We start from the raw sequence: 17,713 nt of genomic DNA, 5'->3' as shown, positions 1-17,713 counted from the left end.
TTCCACTACCGACTAGCACACTCACGCTGTTCAGTCGCACCCGCCATGATTAACCATACGCACGCTATCACCGAAAAACCTAGGATCGTTTATGCGCTACCTAAAAATCTTGCTGCTATTTTTGCTGACGCTGCTGCCGTTCCAACTTCAGGCATTCGTTGCGCCTGCGCAAGTCTCGGTGGAAAGCCAAGAATGGGGGGATGCCAGCCCAGCGGATGTGCAAACCGTGCTGCAATCGGTGATCGAGGTGATTTCACCCTACATGGCAGGGCGCAATTTTGGCGCGATTACGGTGCGCAACGACAAAGGTGGCCCCATTTCGCTGTATGAACGCGGTGCTACCGGTGAATACATCGTCTTATTAAACGTGAACGGGCGCTATTGGGCGCAACTGGCTTACCAGTTTTCGCATGAAATGTGCCATTTGATGTCCAATTACGACCTTGCCCCGCGTAACGTCTCCCAGCAACAATGGTTTGAAGAATCCTTATGCGAAGCCTTCAGCCTATTTACCTTGGAAAAAATGGCAAAGCACTGGGAAACCAACCCGCCATACCCGCAATGGCAGGAATACGCGCCTAAATTCATCGACTATCAACAAGATATGTACAAGCAGACGCATCGCCGTCTTCCTAAAGGCATGAAACTGCCCAAATGGTACAAACAATACGCGGAAGCCTTGAGCGCTGACCCCGTTGCGCAAGGACGCGACTTGAACGAACTCGTCGCCAATCAACTGCTACCGATCTTCGCCGCAAAACCGCAAACGTGGGTGATCATGAACTATATCAACCTCGGCGAGGACAGCGACGATAAATCATTGAATAAATACCTGTCTGACTGGCAAAAAAACGTTCCATCCGAATGGAGCGAAACCATCAACACCATTAAGCAAACTTTGCTAAATCCCAGCTAATCCTACCACCCTTCGGAAAAAGGTTTTTTTGCCAAGTAAATATTTTTATAATAGATTGAAGCATAATACGAACTTTCCAGCAGAATATCCGTCTTAAAAATAAGAAAAACGGATAGGGACGATAGGGTGTGAACAATGAACAAAAAACCTCTGCTACTGTTGCTAGCATTAACCATTTACATGATTGGCTACTGGATACCAGAAGACCGCCACGTACCCGTGGAAGGTGCTCAACCCTATGATTGGAGCGCCAACGCGGCCTATGCCTACAAAATCGGCGGCAGCAATGCGCTTAAAGGCATCAATATTTTCGCCAACAACGGCACGCCAGTCGAAGCCACCACGAGCGGCTTAGTGCTGTACAGTGATAAAGACTCACAAGGCGAAAGCTCTGTCTGGGTACTTGGCGCAAAATGGCGCTTACATCACTACGCCAATCTGGAAAAAGTCAGCGTAAAACCTGCCTCTTGGGTTAAAACCGGCGAAAAGATTGGCACGATTGGTACGCCAACCCAAAGCAAAACACCTGTGGCGAATTTGTATTACTCCATTCGTAGCCTCCCACCGCTAGTCACCGAATGGAAAGCTGGACAACCACTGGGACTAGAACAAGTCTTTTACGTGAATCCGCACGAATTTTTGACGGCGTATCAAAACGATAGTCTCGAAAGCGGCGTGGATAAAGCGCAAGGGCAACACTAAATCCTTAAAATTATGACGTATAGCCCTTCCAGCGTTAGAATGCCGCTTTGCAAGCTTTCGTTGTCAGGAGTACACCATGCCCGTTTACCGTTCCCGCACCTCAACCGCAGGCCGCAATATGGCTGGCGCCCGTTCTTTGTGGCGTGCTACCGGGATGAAGGATGAGGATTTCCAAAAACCCATCATTGCCATTGCCAACTCGTTCACTCAATTCGTGCCGGGGCATGTCCACCTCAAAGACATGGGGCAACTGGTGGCGCGTGAAATCGAAGCCGCTGGCGGTGTTGCGAAAGAATTCAATACCATTGCAGTGGATGATGGTATTGCGATGGGGCATGGCGGGATGCTTTATTCTCTACCTTCCCGCGAATTGATCGCCGATGCGGTGGAATACATGGTCAACGCGCATTGCGCCGACGCGCTGGTGTGCATTTCCAACTGCGACAAAATCACGCCGGGGATGCTGAATGCAGCGCTGCGTTTGAATATTCCCACCATTTTCGTTTCCGGTGGGCCAATGGAATCCGGCAAAGCCGTGATCGGTGGCAAGCTGGTGAAGCTGGATTTGGTGGATGCAATGGTGTCCGCCGCCAACAGTGCCGAAAGCGATGAAAATGTGGAAACGATGGAACGTTCCGCCTGCCCGACCTGTGGCTCGTGTTCCGGTATGTTTACAGCCAATTCCATGAACTGCTTGACCGAAGCACTCGGTTTGAGTTTACCGGGGAACGGTTCGACGCTGGCGACGCATTCCGACCGCAAACGTTTGTTCCTTGAAGCAGGGCGCATCATTGTCGGCTTGGCAAAACGTTACTACGAACAGGACGATGCTTCGGTGTTGCCGCGTTCGATTGCGACGATGGAAGCGTTTGAAAACGCGATGTGTTTGGATATTGCCATGGGTGGCTCGACCAATACCATCCTGCACTTGCTGGCAGCCGCACAAGAAGGCGGGGTGAATTTCACCATGAACGACATTGACCGCTTGAGCCGCAAAGTACCGCAATTATGCAAAGTTGCACCTTCCACCCAGCTTTACCACATGGAAGACGTGCATCGTGCCGGTGGCGTGTTTGCAATTTTGGGCGAATTGGATCGGGCGGGTTTGCTGCACCGCGACGTTGGCACGGTTCACGCGACTACGATGGCGGAAGCTTTATCGTTGTGGGATGTGCGTCTGACTGACGATGCCAAGCGCCAAGAATTCTACCGCGCAGGCCCAGGCGGCGTTCCCACCCAAGTCGCATTCAGCCAAAGCAAACGCTGGGATACGCTCGACCTCGACCGTGAACACGGCTGCATTCGCGACAAAGCGCACGCTTACAGCACAGAGGGCGGGCTTGCCGTCTTGTTTGGCAATATCGCACTGGACGGTTGCGTGGTCAAAACCGCTGGGGTGGATGACAGCATCCTCAAATTCTCTGGCCCTGCGCGTATTTTTGAATCGCAAGATGCGGCGGTGGCAGGCATTCTCGGCGACCAAATCGTGGCGGGTGACATCGTATTGATCCGTTATGAAGGCCCTCGCGGTGGACCCGGAATGCAGGAAATGCTTTACCCCACCTCTTATATCAAGTCGAAAGGCTTGGGCAAGGCGTGTGCATTGATCACGGATGGGCGTTTTTCCGGCGGTACATCGGGCTTGTCGATTGGGCATGTATCCCCAGAAGCAGCGGAGGGTGGCGCGATTGGCTTGGTGGAAGAAGGCGACATGATCGACATCGATATTCCGAACCGGACGATCAATGTGCGTATTAGCGATGAAATGCTGGCAATCCGTCGCGCTGCGATGGAGGCTAAAGGCAAAGCAGGCTGGAAACCCGTTAACCGTGAGCGTTACGTGAGTGCGGCGTTGAAGGCGTATGCGGCAATGACGACATCCGCATCACGCGGCGCGGTGCGCGACGTTACGCAGTTGGAAAAATAACAAAAATTGTATCTACATGAAGCCATCTCTCATCATGGAAGGTGGCTTCAGTTCAGTAAGTTCATTCGCAAATACTATCTCCACATCCGATAGCCCTCGAACCAAACGAGCGCGTATCCATCAGGGTTGGTGGCGAGCCTTCGTCCTGAAAAAGCCCGCCGGACAACATCCGCTCAAAAAAGATACGACGATTTGCAATGTATTGCCTGATCAAACGGCTGGCAATTTTATCAGAAATCGCGTAAAACCCCGTCAATGGGCAATTTCAAATCTCGCTCACCAAACTGCGTAAACTCAATGAATCCGTCGCCTCGACAGACCGTTTACCCAGAATCGCCACAGAAAAAAGCACAATAACCTAAAGATCGTACAACACAATAACCTATGAATCGTCTAACGGTTTACACCGCTTTCCCGCTTCCTACCATCAATCCGTGTAAGTATCCATGATTTCCAGCATGGATAATAATGTCCACAGTCCATCCAATAGAGCTGGATAAGAATGTCCTCAAGTCCTCGGTGCTGCTATAGCCCAGACAGTCACACACGCCATACTCGCTACCAGCAAGCGTTTGGCAATGGCTAAGGCGGATTCTTGTTGCCATGATTCCAATGGGTGTCCCGCTGATTTCATCAACTTGAAGAAAGATTCAATCTGCCACCGCCAGTAATACCAAAGCGCGAGGGTGGATCTGTCGACCGCCATCACGTTGCTTAGCAAAAACCACTCAGCCAGTAGCGTGCCATCATCGGCCAGAATGCGGCTGATAATGAGGCGGGCTTCGACGGGATCACCCAGCACCATGGCTTTAGGCGTTTTCTTACGACTGGGTTTGGCGGGGGCGAGTCAGACTCACCGTGGTTTCGGCAAGCCATTGCCACTGTGGCTTGCCTTGGTGGATGACTTCCCGGACTTTTTCAAACGGTAACTGCTGGGCAAGGGTTTTGCCGTTCGTCGTTTGCCCTTGATGGGTTAACCGAGAATTGCCTTTCACCCGCACCAACCAGCGATAACCCGCTTGTTGCCACTGACGGATATGCCCCACCGAATCAGCTTCCCGATCAATGATATGTACCAACGGCTTGCCGATGTCCTGGCGTTCTAAGTGGTGGAGTTGGCGTGTTTATAGCTCAAGCGTGACCAATCATGTACACACAGGGCATAGGTATGACAACGCTGCCGAGCTGCTGTTTGCGCTGCTTCCGTCAATGGTTCTTGCAAGGTAGCCAAGCGAATGGATTCATTGGCATAAAAACGCCACGCCGCTTGGGTGCTGGCAAAACTGTCAACCTTATCGGGCAAGGTTTTTTTTGAAATCATCCCCCGATTATCAAGAAATCGGGGGCATTTGTGTAGATACTTATGCTTTAGGGAACGGAGGATGTCAAGGTAGAGTGAAATGGTAGATTTGAGAGAGTCCTTGCCTACGATGCAGCCCTTGACTGAACTAACATTTAGTTAGGAAAAGGCGAGTTTCCCCGCCCTTTCCATCACCTAAACCATTGCAGCTTAGTGCTTTTTCTTCGGCGCAATCAAATCGGTAATGGTGCCTTCAAACATTTCCGCTGCCATGGCGATCGTTTCGGAAAGCGTCGGATGCGGATGCACCGTCAAGCCAATATCCGTCGCATTCGACCCCATTTCAATCGCGTGCGCGACTTCGGCAATCAAATCACCTGCATTCGTACCGACGATGCCCGCACCAATCACGCGCTCGGTTTCCGCGTCGAAAATCAGCTTGGTCATGCCTTCGTCACGCCCTAATGACAACGCCCGTCCGCTGGCTGCCCACGGGAATACGCCTTTGCCGTAGTTGATGCCTTTGGCTTTGGCTTCTTCCTCAGTCACGCCGACCCACGCAATTTCGGGGTCAGTGTAAGCGACGGATGGAATTACCCGTGCGTCGAAGTGGCTAGGTAAACCCGCCGCGACTTCGGCAGCCGTTTTGCCTTCGTGTACCGCTTTGTGCGCCAACATCGGTTGCCCAATAATGTCGCCAATCGCGAAGATGTGCGGTTGGGTAGTGCGCATTTGCGTGTCCACCACTTGCACAAAGCCGCGTTCGTCCACCGCCACACCGGCTTTTTCCGCACCGATGCGCTTGCCATTCGGCGTGCGCCCGACCGCGACTAATACGCGGTCATACAACTGCGGTTCGGCAGGTGCTTGCTTGCCTTCAAAGGTGACTTTCATGCCTGCCGCCGTGGCTTCGACTTTGGTCACACGGGTTTCTAACCAGATGTTTTCGTAACGCTTTTTAATGCGCGTGAAATACGGTTTCACCACGTCTTTGTCCGCGCCCGCAATAATGCCGGGCAGCATTTCGACCACGGTGATTTTAGAACCGAGTGCGGCGTAAACCGTGGCCATTTCCAGTCCGATAATGCCGCCGCCGATGACCAGCATGTGTTCCGGCACGCTTGCCAATTCCAACGCACCCGTGGAGTCGATCACCCGTGGATCATCTGGAATGAACGGCAATTTCACCGCTTCTGAACCCGCCGCAATCACGGCTTTTTCAAAGCGCACCACGGTTTTCTTGCCGTCGTTGCCGATGACTTCGACGTGGTTGGGGTCGAGGAATGTACCCACACCGTTTACCACTTGCACTTTGCGTTGTTTTGCCAAGCCCGACAGACCGCCGGTTAAGCGGTTGACGATCTTTTCCTTCCAGCCGCGCAGTTTGTCGATGTCGACTTTGGGCGGGGTAAATTCAATGCCGCAATCCGCCACTTCGTGCGCTTCATCCAGCACTTTTGCCGCGTGCAGCAAGGCTTTGGACGGAATGCAGCCGACGTTCAAACACACGCCACCCAAGGTACTCCAACGTTCCACCAGCACGGTTTGCAGCCCCAAATCGGCAGCACGGAACGCAGCGGTATAACCGCCAGGGCCTGCACCCAATACCAACATTTGGCAGCTAAGATCTGCTTTTAAGTTACTCATGATTCCACTCCCGCTCACAGAATGAGGTTACGCACGTCGGACAATACAAACGCGATATGGCTAACAAAACGTGCCGCATACGCGCCATCAATCACGCGATGGTCGTAAGACACCGCCAGTGGTTGCATCAGACGGTCGACGATTTCGCCATTCACGCGCTTGAGGCGATCTTGCGCACGGGTTAAACCGAGGATGCCGACTTCCGGCGCATTCACAATCGGGGTGAAGTTGGTGCCGCCAATCCCGCCGAGGCTGGAAATGGTGAAGCAACCGCCTTGCATATCCGCCGCTTTGAGCTTGCCGTCGCGAGCTTTTTTCGAGACTTCGCCCAATTCGCGTGCCAATTCAAACAAGCCTTTGCGATCCACGTCCTTGATCACCGGCACAACCAAGCCATCCGGCGTGTCGACCGCAATGCCCACGTTGTAGAACTTGCGCTGGATCAGGTTTTCGCCATCGTCCGCCAGTGCCGAGTTGAATTTCGGGTATTCCTTCAACCCTGCCACCACCGCTTTCAGCATGAACACCAGCGGGGTGAAGTTGAAGCCCATCGCCTTGGCCTTGTCTTTCAAACTGTTGCGATAGGCTTCCAGTTCGGTAATGTCGGCTTCGTCGAAATGGGTGACTTGCGGCACGTTCAGCCAAGCACGGTGTAAATGCTTGGCGGAGAGTTTGCCAATGCGTGACATCGGAATGGTTTCGATTGCGCCGAATTGCGCCCAATCGGGTTGGGTAATCAGCGGAATGCCCATTTCACTGCCAGCAGGTGCGGCAGGTTTTGCCGCTGGGGCAGGTGCAGCCGCTTGTGCGACTACGGTATTGCCACCCTTGCCGAAGTTACGTACATCGGCTTCGGTAATGCGCCCGTGTGAACCTGAACCGGCAACTTTTGTCAGATCAACGCCCAATTCGCGGGCAATGCGGCGCACCGACGGGCTGGCGTGAGCGCGGCGGAAACTGTCCGCATCCACTACCGGGGCGCTTGCCGCTGGGGTCATCAAAGCGGAAGCAACAGGCGCTACGGCATTTACCGGAGCCGCCTCTGAGGATGCGCCTGCCACTTCCAAAACCAAAATCAAACTGCCTGCGGAGACTTTATCGCCGACCGCAATTTTCAGTTGTTTCACCACGCCCGCTTTCGGGGACGGAATTTCCATCGCGGCTTTGTCGGATTCGAGCGTGATTAATGAATCGTCAATGGCAACCGTGTCGCCAACGTTAACGAGGACTTCAATAACTTCGACATTGGAAAAGTTGCCAATGTCGGGAACGTGAATTTCGATACTCATAAGGGCAACTCCAAATCAAGCGTACAGCGGGTTGGGTTTTTCAGGGTCGATGCCGTATTTCGCCAGTGCTTCCAGCACAGTTTTCACTGTGATTTTGCCTTTGGCTTTGCTGGTTTTTTGCTGGTCAGCCAGTGCCTTCAGCGCCGCTACGGTGACGTAATAACGGTCAACCTCGAAATGTGAGCGCAACGCATCACGGCTATCGGAACGCCCGAAACCGTCCGTGCCCAACACATGGTAATCCCCCGGTACATACGCACGAATTTGCTCGGCAAAACTGCGGATGTAGTCGGTCGAAGCAATAACAGGGCCTTGCTGACCTTCCAGACATTGCGTGACCCACGGCTTGCGCTCTTCCTGATCAGGATGCAGCAAATTCCACCGCGCACACGCTGCGCCATCCCGCGCCAATTCGTTCAAACTTGGCGTTGACCAGATGTCAGCTTCCACGCCCCAATCCGCTTGTAGCAAGTCGGCGGCAGCAATTACTTCGCGCAAAATTGAACCGCAACCCAGCAATTGCACACGGTTTGCCGCTTTGCCTTCCGCTGCACGCAACGGGTACATGCCCTTGATAATGCCTGCTTCTGAGCTTTCTGGGAGTGCGGGCATGGCGTAGTTTTCGTTCAGAGTGGTGATGTAATAGAACACGTTTTCGCCGTCCTGATACATGCGCTTCATGCCGTCGTGCGCAATCACCGCCACTTCATACGCGAAGGTCGGGTCATACGATTTGCAGTTAGGAATGAAACCCGCGAACAATTGGCTGTGACCGTCTTGGTGTTGTAAGCCTTCGCCATTCAGCGTGGTACGCCCTGAAGTCCCGCCAACCAAGAAACCGCGAGCCAACATATCGCCCGCTGCCCACGCCAAGTCGCCAATGCGTTGGAAACCAAACATGGAGTAGAAAATATAAAACGGAATCATCATCTTATGGTTATTCGCATAAGAGGTAGAGGCCGCAATCCACGACGACATTGCGCCGTCTTCGTTAATGCCTTCTTCCAACAACTGACCCTTTTGGGTTTCCTTGTACGGCATAATGTCGTTGGCATCTTCCGGCTCGTATTTCTGACCTTCAGGGGAATAAATGCCCACTTGGCGGAACATGCCTTCCATGCCGAAAGTACGCGCTTCATCCGGCACGATTGGCACTAAACGTGGCCCCAATTCCTTGTGACGCGCAATCGCTACCATCACGCGTACCATTGCCATCGTGGTGGAGAGGGTGCGTTCGCCCGTGTCTTTCAACAGTGCGTCGAAAATCGACAGATCAGGGATTGGCAGTGTCTCGAAGTTGTGCGGACGGTTTGGTAAATAACCACCCAAGGCTTGGCGACGTTCGTGCAGATACTGCATTTCTGGAGAATCTGCGGCGGGTTTGTAGAATTCCGCGCCTTCGATTTGTTCTTGCGACACCGGAATGTTGAAACGGTCGCGCAGTTTCAATAATTGGTCGGAACTGAGCTTTTTCTGCTGATGGCTGATGTTCATGCCTTCGCCCGCTTCGCCCATGCCGTAACCTTTGACGGTGTGCATGAGGATAACGGTGGGGCGACCCACGGAATTCACCGCATTGTGGTACGCCGCGTAGACTTTTTCCTGATCGTGACCACCACGCATCAAATCGTAATAGATTTGGTCGTCGGTCATATCGGCAACCATCGCTTTCAGCTCAGGGTATTTGCCGAAGAAGCGTTCACGGATGTACGCGCCGCCTTTGTTTTTGAAGTTTTGGTATTCGCCGTCGATGCATTCCATCATCAACTTGCGCAGTAATTGCCCGTATTGTGGATCAGCCAGCAAACGATCCCAGCCTGAACCCCACAGTACCTTGATCACATTCCAGCCCGCGCCCCGGAAGTTGCCTTCCAGTTCTTGCACGATTTTGCTGTTGCCGCGTACTGGGCCATCCAAGCGTTGCAGGTTACAGTTAACCACGAACACCAGATTGTCGAGTTTTTCGCGGGAAGCCAGTGCAATCGCGCCTTGGGATTGCGGTTCGTCCATTTCACCGTCGCCCAAGAACGCCCAAACCTTGCGAGCTTCCGCATGATTTTCAGCTTTCTTGGTTAACTCTCTGTTTTCCAAATATTTTAAAAAACGCGCTTGGTAGATCGCCATGATTGGCCCCAAGCCCATTGAAACGGTGGAGAACTGCCAGAAATTCGGCATCAAATACGGGTGTGGGTAGGATGAAATCCCCTTGCCACCCGCTTCAATACGAAAGTTTTCTAACTGCTCTTCGGTGATACGCCCTTCAACGAAAGCGCGTGCATACGTGCCGGGTGCGGTATGTCCTTGAATAAACAGCATGTCGCTGCCATTCGGGTGATCATGGCCTTTCCAGAAGTGGTTGTAACCGACTTCGTACATAATCGCTGAGGATTGGAACGAGGCAATGTGACCACCGGGGGAGGCTGGCTTGCGGTTAGCGCGTACTACCATGGCGGTAGCATTCCAGCGCAATGCCCGCAAAATATGGCGTTCGAGTTCTAAATTTCCTGGATAAACAGTCTGTTGGCTCACCGGAATGGTATTGACGTAAGGCGTGTGCATGTCGGGTGGCTCAATGCCGGACTCGAATGCTTTCTCAATGGTTTTTTGCAGCAAGTGGCGGGCGCGTTCTGCACCGACACGTTCCACCACCACATCGATAGCTTCTTGCCATTCCGCCGTTTCTTGCGGGTCGAGGTCTTGATAATCCAGACTCATAAGGTCTCCTCCATAGCGATTTAGGGGCACGTTTGACGTGCTTCTGGTCGTGGGATACCCCGAAAGGGAGGGTCTGAATCACCTGCATATCCCATTGGGGGTGCATGGTACTACAGGTGAAAGCCAATTGCCGCCAGATTTACTATTGTATTTTTCAAATAATATAATTGTAAAAATAATAATTTAAAAAACAATAAGTTGAACGTTAAGTATGATTTTTTTAAAGTTTTTTATCGTGATTTTCCTACGGGATCTGCTTGGTTTTTAAGCATTTTTACAGGAAAAGTGCGCGGATGCCCTATCGGTCGCGCCGTTATTTTTATGATTTGATGTGTGTAATTATTTTTAATTGTATATCAGTAATGTAGAGAAAGGTAATGGCAATTAGGGCGTGGCTTTAGGTTGGTAAAACAGCGGCCAGTGCTGCTCCACCACAGGGCTATCGCTGGCAAGCGCAAAACACGTATCCAGAATCACCGGCTTTGTGTCGATCACTTGGGTTTCGGCTTGGCGGCGATGGCTATACATCGACTGGAATGCCGTCGTCGCCAGTTGTGCCAACATTTCGGTAATGTGGGTGCACCCTTTGGTTTTGCCCAGCAATTCCTTGACGCGATTATTCCAACCGGGGCCGATTTTTTCCCCGACTAAACGGCTGAAGGTGGCAGGCCCTCCTTGGCAATAATGGAATGGTGCCCATTCGGTGACGGCTTCGGCGGCATGTATCACCATGGCTTGGTCGAGGGTGATGCGGATGCGCATTTCATGCAGCGCCCCGCCTGTGGGGATAATCCCGCCCCGATCGGTATTGGGAATGTCGAATGGCTTGGTGTCGATGAGATGCCCTTCGATGTCGAATAAGCCATCCTCACGTTGGTAGCCTTGAAAGGTGAGGCTGCGAGTATGCAGCGGACTACGCGGGTTGGGTGTTGATAATGGCATACGGCGGTATTTACCTCGTTTTAAAGCGATAGGTGAGCAGTCCCAGCCATTCGTGCAAGGCGGTGTGGCTGCGTGAAAGGGCATTGGCTTGCGGTGTCCACCATAGCCATTCGTGTTGCCAGAAGTTGCTCGACCCGTAAGTGGTGGAGGCGGGTAAATAGTGTATCGAACGATTTTGAAACGCCAACATAGCACGCGGCATGTGCCACGCTTGCGTCACTACCCACGCGGAACGAATGCCTGCCTCGCGCAAAATCTGGTCGGAAAATGCGGCATTTTCCCACGTCGTATGGCTGTTACCTTCCTGCCAGCGGATCGGTACTTGGAAGGTATTTTCCATGACATCAAGCATGTATTCGGCTTCATTGCTGCTGCCCGAAATCAGGATGGGTAGCCCGGTTTTGCGATGCAAATACGCGGCGTAATTCAAGCGTTCCAACTCCGTGCTGGCGCTCATTTTACCTTCATATTCAACCGCTTCGAGGTTACGTCCCGCACCCAATACCACAATCGCTTCGGGCAGCGGTTGTTGCAACCACAAATCGGCTTTGGCAGGGTATTGTTGTTCCAAACTGTCCATGAGTTTTTCTGCCACGACAGGTAGGCTTAATACCACGGTTTGCAAGATGCCTAGGCACAATACCACTAGCATGGCGTTGCGCCATTTGGCGAGCAGTAATGTCCATGCAAGAAAAAACAGCAAATTACCCGGTGGCAACGCTAGAAATTCTAGCGTGCGACTGATGACCGGACTCATGTGTTCGGGAACGTACCAGCGGCTTGCTGATCCGCGTGATACGACGAACGTACCATCGGGCCACTCGCCACTTTGCTGAAACCCATCGCGGTGGCAATCTCGGCGAGTTCCGCAAATTCATCAGGATGCACGAAACGATCTACTGGCAGATGGTGGCGGCTGGGCTGTAAATATTGACCGAGTGTCAACATATCGCAGTCGTGGTCGCGCAAGTCTTGCAGGGTGGCAATCACTTCTTCCTTAGTTTCGCCCAAGCCCAACATCAAACCGGATTTGCTGGGGATGTCGGGGAATAGCTTCTTGAATTCTTTGATTAGATTCAGCGAATACTGGTAATCCGCACCGGGGCGTGATTGCTTGTAGAGGCGCGGCACGGTTTCCATATTATGGTTAAACACATCCGGCGGCGCGGTTTCGAGGATTTGCAGGGCGATTTCCATGCGTCCGCGAAAATCGGGGGTAAGGATTTCGATTTTGAGGTTCGGGTTCAGCTCACGGGATTTTTGGATGCACTTCACGAAATGTGCCGCGCCGCCATCGCGCAAGTCATCGCGGTCAACCGAGGTGATCACCACGTAACGCAGGTTCATGGCGCGAATGGTTTCTGCCATATTGTCCGGCTCGGCTTCATCCAAGGGCAGCGGTTTGCCGTGGGATACGTCGCAGAAGGGGCAGCGGCGCGTGCAAATGTCGCCCATGATCATGAAGGTTGCCGTGCCGTGGGTGAAGCATTCGCCAAGATTTGGGCAAGCGGCTTCTTCGCAGACAGTGTGTAGCTTTTGTTCGCGCAAGATGGCTTTGAGGCGTTTCACTTCTGGCGTGGTCGGGGCTTTGGCTTTGATCCAAGCCGGTTTGCGGCGGAATTCGGTGGTTGGCTCGACCTTGATCGGGATGCGGGATACTTTGTCGGCACCGCGTTCTTTGTGTCCGGGTTCTTTGCGTTCCATGAGTTTTTAGTGTCTCGTTTGGTGGATTGTCGACACATTTTGACATTCTACCCTCCCTGAAGGAAGGGGATTCCTACGGCATTCAGCTCGATAGCTGACTTACGTTGGTGGATAAGTCGGTAATATTGCCCCAACCTTATGAAACCCATACTCATGCATCGAAAACGTTCATGAAAAAGTATGCCAATGCCAAGATGATAGTAGACACGAATATCAGTAACAGGAAGTTTCCCAGATAATCCAGCGCCTTACTCCATAACATTAACTCATCCATTTTACCCACCTTCGATTTTCGCTTGCGCTGCGTGCGGGGGGTTATTGATACTGGTTGAGCAGGTGCTTTGCGTTGGCGGGATTTTGTGGGCGGTTGTAATGGTTTGATTTCTTGTTTGGTTTTACGCGCCATTGGCAGGCTCAGACTGGGTGTGGTAAAAAATAACCAACCAATGGAGAGGGTTTGTTACCGCTGGCTGGCTAATTGTCGTGCTTGCAAATCATGGAGGATGTCTTAAACCGTGCAAGCGGGGCAAAGTATAGCATATTTTACACCATACGAAACCCGTCAGCAGAGCAAGCGTTACCCATGTGTCCGCTGGGCTAGTTAAGCGATGCTAGTGCTTTTTACAGCCCTTACCAAGGGTGGTAACACATTCCAATTTGATTTTCTTTTGGGTCTTAGGATCTACGAATTTACAATCTGCATCACCATCACCGTAAAGATTGCTTTCTTCAATGTCATCATCAGCTTCACAACTTAAGTTACTGGCTTTGTTTTCATGAAATTTGCCGATATAGCTTTTGGCATTGGCTATTGCTGCTTGTTGTGAAGCCGTTTTAGCAAATAGGACTTGTGCACTATCATGATCACCACTACAGCCAGCAACGGCTAGCCCCATGAGCGTTGCCAGAAATATTACATTACATTTCATACTTGAATTTCCTTTCCATTCGCCTACACTCTGTTACGCTGCTTCTTGATCAGCGATGCCCCAACACTGCCTCAGACAAACAAAACCGCGCCCATTCCTTCACCGGATCATTCTTGCCCAGCAGATACCCGTAACGGTTACGCACCACAACCCAAGCCTTATAAAAAAAGCAACCAGAGCTGTGCTGTGGTTACCAAGGGACAAATTTGAGGGGGAATTATTTGTCCTGTAAAGAGTTTACTACGCTGAAATCGAAGGCAGATACTAACGTAAAATAATCAATGTGGGGAATAGATTGTCACTATGTGTAACAACTTTTAAGGGATAGATACAGCCTTGTCTGAGATAGGATTAAGGGTCATGGTTATTATCTAGATGAGATTTAATGGAGTTGAACTCCAGATAGTCATGAACTATGCTCTAGTCCTATGATTATACGTGATATTACCAACGAATTTTTGACGCAATTGCGTGAATACCCGATTGTGACAGTGATTGGCCCCAGACAGGCAGGCAAGACCACGCTGGTGCGTTCGGTTCTGCCTGAGTACGAATACGTCAGTCTGGAAACGCCCGAAACGCGCCAATTCGCCCTCGATGACCCCAAGGCATTTTTGAAACGCTATGCTGGGAACGTCATTTTTGACGAAGTGCAGCGTGTGCCGCACTTGTTGAGCTATTTGCAGGGCATCGTTGACCAGAGCGGTCGCCAAGGGCAGTTCGTGTTGACGGGTTCGCATCAACTGGAATTGCGAGCGGCGATTACGCAGTCGTTGGCAGGGCGCACGGGAATTCTGCACTTGTTGCCATTGTCGATGGCAGAATTGACGGCGGCGGGGATTCGCTTCGATGATTTTGCGGAATACATCCACCACGGTTTTTTGCCGCGTGTGTATGATCAGCAACAACGCCCGTATACCGCTTACGCGAATTACTACCAGACGTATGTGGAGCGCGATGTTCGCCAGCTTATTCACCTGAAAGATGCCAATCTGTTTGAGAAATTCATCAAATTATTGGCGGGGCGGGTGGGGCAAATTATCAATTACCAATCGCTGGCGAGTGATGTTGGGGTCGATAGCAAAACGATCAAACAGTGGTTATCGATTTTGGAAGCGTCGTTCATTGTGTTTGCATTGCCGCCGTATTTTGAAAATTTCGGCAAGCGCATCATCAAGTCACCCAAATATTATTTCACCGATACGGGCTTGCTCAGTTATTTGCTGGATATTGAAAAAGCCGCGCAAGTGGCGCGTGACCCGCTCATGGGTAGCTTGTTTGAAAATCTGGTGGTGTTGGAGGCGTTGAAGACGCGTTATAACCAAGGTTTGAGCGCCAACCTGTACTTTTTCCGCGATTATCAGGGCAATGAAATCGACTTGCTGTTCAAATCGGGCAGCCAGTTGACGGGGGTGGAAATCAAGGCAGCAGCGACGTGGAACAGTAGCTTTAAGAAAGGCTTGCAGCGGTTTTCAGACACGAATGTGGCATTGACGCGCCGTTATGTGGTGTATAGCGGTGAGCGTATGGCGTTTAGTGATGGGGTTGAGGCGTTGCCGTATACCAACGTGGCGGAAATCTTCCAATGAATTTCATGATGAACGGTAAATTCGCCACGCGGTGAGTGGCGAATGCTTTTCTTTGATTAGCGCGGTGGTTCCGTTCCTTCCACCCCCACAATCTGCTATTAATGCTGCATCTTTTTTGTTGATCAGCATTTCCCCATGTCCAAAGTCTTTATCAGTTATGCCCGTGATGGCAGCTACGGTGAAAACCTTGCTGTTGAAATTCAGCAGCAATTGTTGGCGGCTGGCTTTGCCGTGTTCCGCGATGTGATTGGGTTGAAACCCGGTGATGTGTGGTATCGCACGCTGGAGTTTGAACTGGAAACCAGTGATGTGATGGTGCTGGTGGTTTCTGAAAAAGTGCGCACGTCGAAGTGGGTGCATAACGAAGTCAGCATGGCGGAGGAAATCGGCATTCCGGTGATTCCGGTGCTGGCGGAGAAAGTGCGGTATCCATTGTGGTTGCGGCATTTGCAGAGTTTGGATTTTTGCGGGGCGATGGATTGGAGTTTGTTGTTGGGGGCGCTTGGACATCATGTGGGTAGTGGCGCGGTTGGGGTGAGGGAAATCCCCGTGTGGGCAAACGATGTAGGGCAGGATGAATACGGGCGTTATGCCGATCTGGTGGTGAAAGGTATTACCCAGAAGTTTCGCTGGATTGAGCCGGGGACGTTCTGGATGGGGTCGCCAGAATCCGAGCCGGGTAGATACGATAATGAAATCCGACATCAGGTAACTCTAACCAAAGGTTTTTGGTTAGCCGATACGACTTGTACGCAATTTCTATGGACTGCGGTACTGGATAATAATCCTGCTCATTTTACTGATGATGCTAATAATCCTGTAGAGGGAGTAAGTTGGAACGATACTCAAACATTCCTGCAAAAATTGAATACCCGTGTTGCTGGCTTGAATCCACGTCTCCCGACTGAGGCAGAGTGGGAATACGCCTGTCGTGCTGGAACGAATACCTCATTTTCTTTCGGTGACAATATTACGTCTGAACAGATCAACTACAATGGCAATTATCCCTACGCTAATGGTAAGAAAGGTTTGGATCGGCACAAAACTGTTCCGGTCAAATCACTTCCCGCCAATGCTTGGGGTTTGCATGAAATGCACGGCAATGTGTTGGAATGGTGTCGAGATTGGTACGGAGATTATCCGGCGGAGCCGGTTACGAACCCGGAGGGTTCACAGGCGGGCGTTGAGCGCGTCGTTCGCGGCGGTTCGTGGCACTTCCACGGCGGGGGCGTGCGTTCTGCCATCCGTCGCAGGCTCGATCCCGCTCTCCGTTACGACTTCATAGGTTTCCGGCTTGCCCTAGGTCTTTGAGCTCAGGCCAGCAGGGTGGCGGAGCCGCAGCCGCCGGAGGCGGGATTCTTGCGCGGGCGCGGATGACGTGAGCAGGCGCGTCGCGGAGCAGCGCCAGCTCATGGCAGCAGCGTTCGCGCCCGCCGCGTAGCGGCGGCGATTTCAGTTTCAGGCGAGAGATTTCGTCCGAAACTCCCCCGCATACCGAAACACCTCCCCAAACCACGGATGCGTCAGCCGAAAATCCATCGCAAAGTTGGCGTTATCCAGCGCCGTTTCCACGACGGTGGTATGCCCCAGCACCAGCCATTCGGGGATAGGCAGCAGCACGTTGCCCAGCTTCAGCACGTAATGCCTGCCCGCATAGTTCAATTTGCCGTCTTTCACCGTGACCGCCATGCGCATCCCCACGAAAGGATTGACGTACTCGATCAATTCATTACCGCCCGCGTACACACAGATGCTTTTGAACAAGATTTTCTGACCATCGGGAAAGTGCAGCGTGCGTTTCCAGCGTTGGATACTGCCCTCCATCCAAGTCTCCACCGTGATCGGAACGGCTTGGCCGCGCCGGTTAACCAACGCCCCCAGTAAGCGCATGAAGCTGAGGTAGGGCTGCATAAAGCCCGGATATTCAATATCCAGTTCGCCAACCTCGGTGTTGGGGTCGTGCTGGTAATGCGCCTGCAAGGTGGGCGGCAATTGTTCCCACTGTGCGCCAAGGGCTTGCTGCATCAAGGGTTTGCGTGTGTTTGCGTCCATC

18 protein-coding genes are annotated in these 17,713 nt (G+C 52.0%); 6 read left to right on the top strand and 12 right to left on the bottom strand.

Annotated features, from left to right (window positions below):
• Positions 1-91: 91 nt before the first annotated feature.
• From J1836_RS05155 to J1836_RS21960, 4 genes are all read left to right on the top strand, one after another.
• Positions 92-916: a hypothetical protein gene (locus J1836_RS05155; protein ID WP_207250010.1), complete on the top strand. Its 825-nt coding sequence runs from the start codon at positions 92-94 to the stop codon at positions 914-916.
• A gap of 135 nt (positions 917-1,051) precedes the next feature.
• Positions 1,052-1,618, top strand: a complete 567-nt coding sequence (locus J1836_RS05150) for a M23 family metallopeptidase (RefSeq protein ID WP_207250009.1) — start codon at positions 1,052-1,054, stop codon at positions 1,616-1,618.
• 76 nt (positions 1,619-1,694) lie between these two features.
• Positions 1,695-3,545 (top strand): dihydroxy-acid dehydratase, encoded by a 1,851-nt coding sequence (gene ilvD / locus J1836_RS05145; RefSeq protein ID WP_207250008.1) that lies wholly within the window; start codon positions 1,695-1,697, stop codon positions 3,543-3,545.
• Positions 3,546-3,561: 16 nt separating this feature from the next.
• On the top strand, positions 3,562-3,837 hold the full coding sequence (locus J1836_RS21960) for a hypothetical protein (RefSeq protein ID WP_372447664.1): 276 nt from the start codon (positions 3,562-3,564) through the stop codon (positions 3,835-3,837).
• A 216-nt stretch (positions 3,838-4,053) separates the two neighbouring features.
• Here J1836_RS21960 and J1836_RS05140 read toward each other — a convergent pair whose 3' ends face one another.
• The 11 genes from J1836_RS05140 to J1836_RS05095 form a co-directional block, all read right to left on the bottom strand.
• Positions 4,054-4,350 (bottom strand): hypothetical protein, encoded by a 297-nt coding sequence (locus J1836_RS05140; RefSeq protein WP_207250007.1) that lies wholly within the window; start codon positions 4,348-4,350, stop codon positions 4,054-4,056.
• A 16-nt stretch (positions 4,351-4,366) separates the two neighbouring features.
• Positions 4,367-4,624, bottom strand: a complete 258-nt coding sequence (locus J1836_RS05135) for a hypothetical protein (protein WP_207250006.1) — start codon at positions 4,622-4,624, stop codon at positions 4,367-4,369.
• Between the two features lie 23 nt (positions 4,625-4,647).
• A complete protein-coding gene (locus J1836_RS05130) occupies positions 4,648-4,866 on the bottom strand; it encodes a hypothetical protein (RefSeq protein WP_207250005.1) in 219 nt (72 codons plus the stop codon).
• A gap of 189 nt (positions 4,867-5,055) precedes the next feature.
• Complete coding sequence (gene lpdA / locus J1836_RS05125; RefSeq protein WP_207250004.1) at positions 5,056-6,492, bottom strand: dihydrolipoyl dehydrogenase; 1,437 nt, start codon at positions 6,490-6,492, stop codon at positions 5,056-5,058.
• A gap of 14 nt (positions 6,493-6,506) precedes the next feature.
• Complete coding sequence (locus J1836_RS05120) at positions 6,507-7,781, bottom strand: 2-oxo acid dehydrogenase subunit E2 (RefSeq protein WP_207250003.1); 1,275 nt, start codon at positions 7,779-7,781, stop codon at positions 6,507-6,509.
• A 15-nt stretch (positions 7,782-7,796) separates the two neighbouring features.
• Entirely contained in the window at positions 7,797-10,496 is a 2,700-nt protein-coding gene (aceE, locus tag J1836_RS05115) for a pyruvate dehydrogenase (acetyl-transferring), homodimeric type (RefSeq protein ID WP_207250002.1), read from the bottom strand.
• 384 nt (positions 10,497-10,880) lie between these two features.
• Positions 10,881-11,438, bottom strand: coding sequence for a DUF2889 domain-containing protein (locus J1836_RS05110; RefSeq protein WP_207250001.1), 558 nt, complete (start codon positions 11,436-11,438; stop codon positions 10,881-10,883).
• Between the two features lie 10 nt (positions 11,439-11,448).
• The gene (locus J1836_RS05105; protein WP_207250000.1) at positions 11,449-12,195 is read right to left on the bottom strand and encodes a YdcF family protein; all 747 of its coding nucleotides are present in this window, start codon (positions 12,193-12,195) and stop codon (positions 11,449-11,451) included.
• On the bottom strand, positions 12,192-13,142 hold the full coding sequence (lipA, locus tag J1836_RS05100; RefSeq protein ID WP_207249999.1) for a lipoyl synthase: 951 nt from the start codon (positions 13,140-13,142) through the stop codon (positions 12,192-12,194). Before lipA ends, J1836_RS05105 begins: the two co-directional genes overlap by 4 nt.
• Before the next feature lie 151 nt (positions 13,143-13,293).
• Complete coding sequence (locus J1836_RS21760; protein ID WP_278189465.1) at positions 13,294-13,416, bottom strand: hypothetical protein; 123 nt, start codon at positions 13,414-13,416, stop codon at positions 13,294-13,296.
• 337 nt (positions 13,417-13,753) lie between these two features.
• Positions 13,754-14,071 (bottom strand): hypothetical protein, encoded by a 318-nt coding sequence (locus tag J1836_RS05095; protein WP_207249998.1) that lies wholly within the window; start codon positions 14,069-14,071, stop codon positions 13,754-13,756.
• Positions 14,072-14,499: 428 nt separating this feature from the next.
• Between J1836_RS05095 and J1836_RS05090 the strand changes: the two genes are divergently transcribed.
• Complete coding sequence (locus tag J1836_RS05090; protein WP_207249997.1) at positions 14,500-15,660, top strand: ATP-binding protein; 1,161 nt, start codon at positions 14,500-14,502, stop codon at positions 15,658-15,660.
• Between the two features lie 135 nt (positions 15,661-15,795).
• Positions 15,796-16,971: an SUMF1/EgtB/PvdO family nonheme iron enzyme gene (locus J1836_RS05085; protein ID WP_207249996.1), complete on the top strand. Its 1,176-nt coding sequence runs from the start codon at positions 15,796-15,798 to the stop codon at positions 16,969-16,971.
• A gap of 147 nt (positions 16,972-17,118) precedes the next feature.
• Here the strand turns inward: J1836_RS05085 and J1836_RS05080 are convergent, their stop codons facing one another.
• Positions 17,119-17,712 (bottom strand): DUF4166 domain-containing protein, encoded by a 594-nt coding sequence (locus J1836_RS05080; RefSeq protein WP_207249995.1) that lies wholly within the window; start codon positions 17,710-17,712, stop codon positions 17,119-17,121.
• Position 17,713: the final 1 nt, after the last annotated feature.

The organism is Thiothrix fructosivorans (assembly GCF_017349355.1).
GTDB lineage: Bacteria > Pseudomonadota > Gammaproteobacteria > Thiotrichales > Thiotrichaceae > Thiothrix > Thiothrix fructosivorans.
This window is presented reverse-complemented; position numbering and strand designations above follow the sequence as displayed.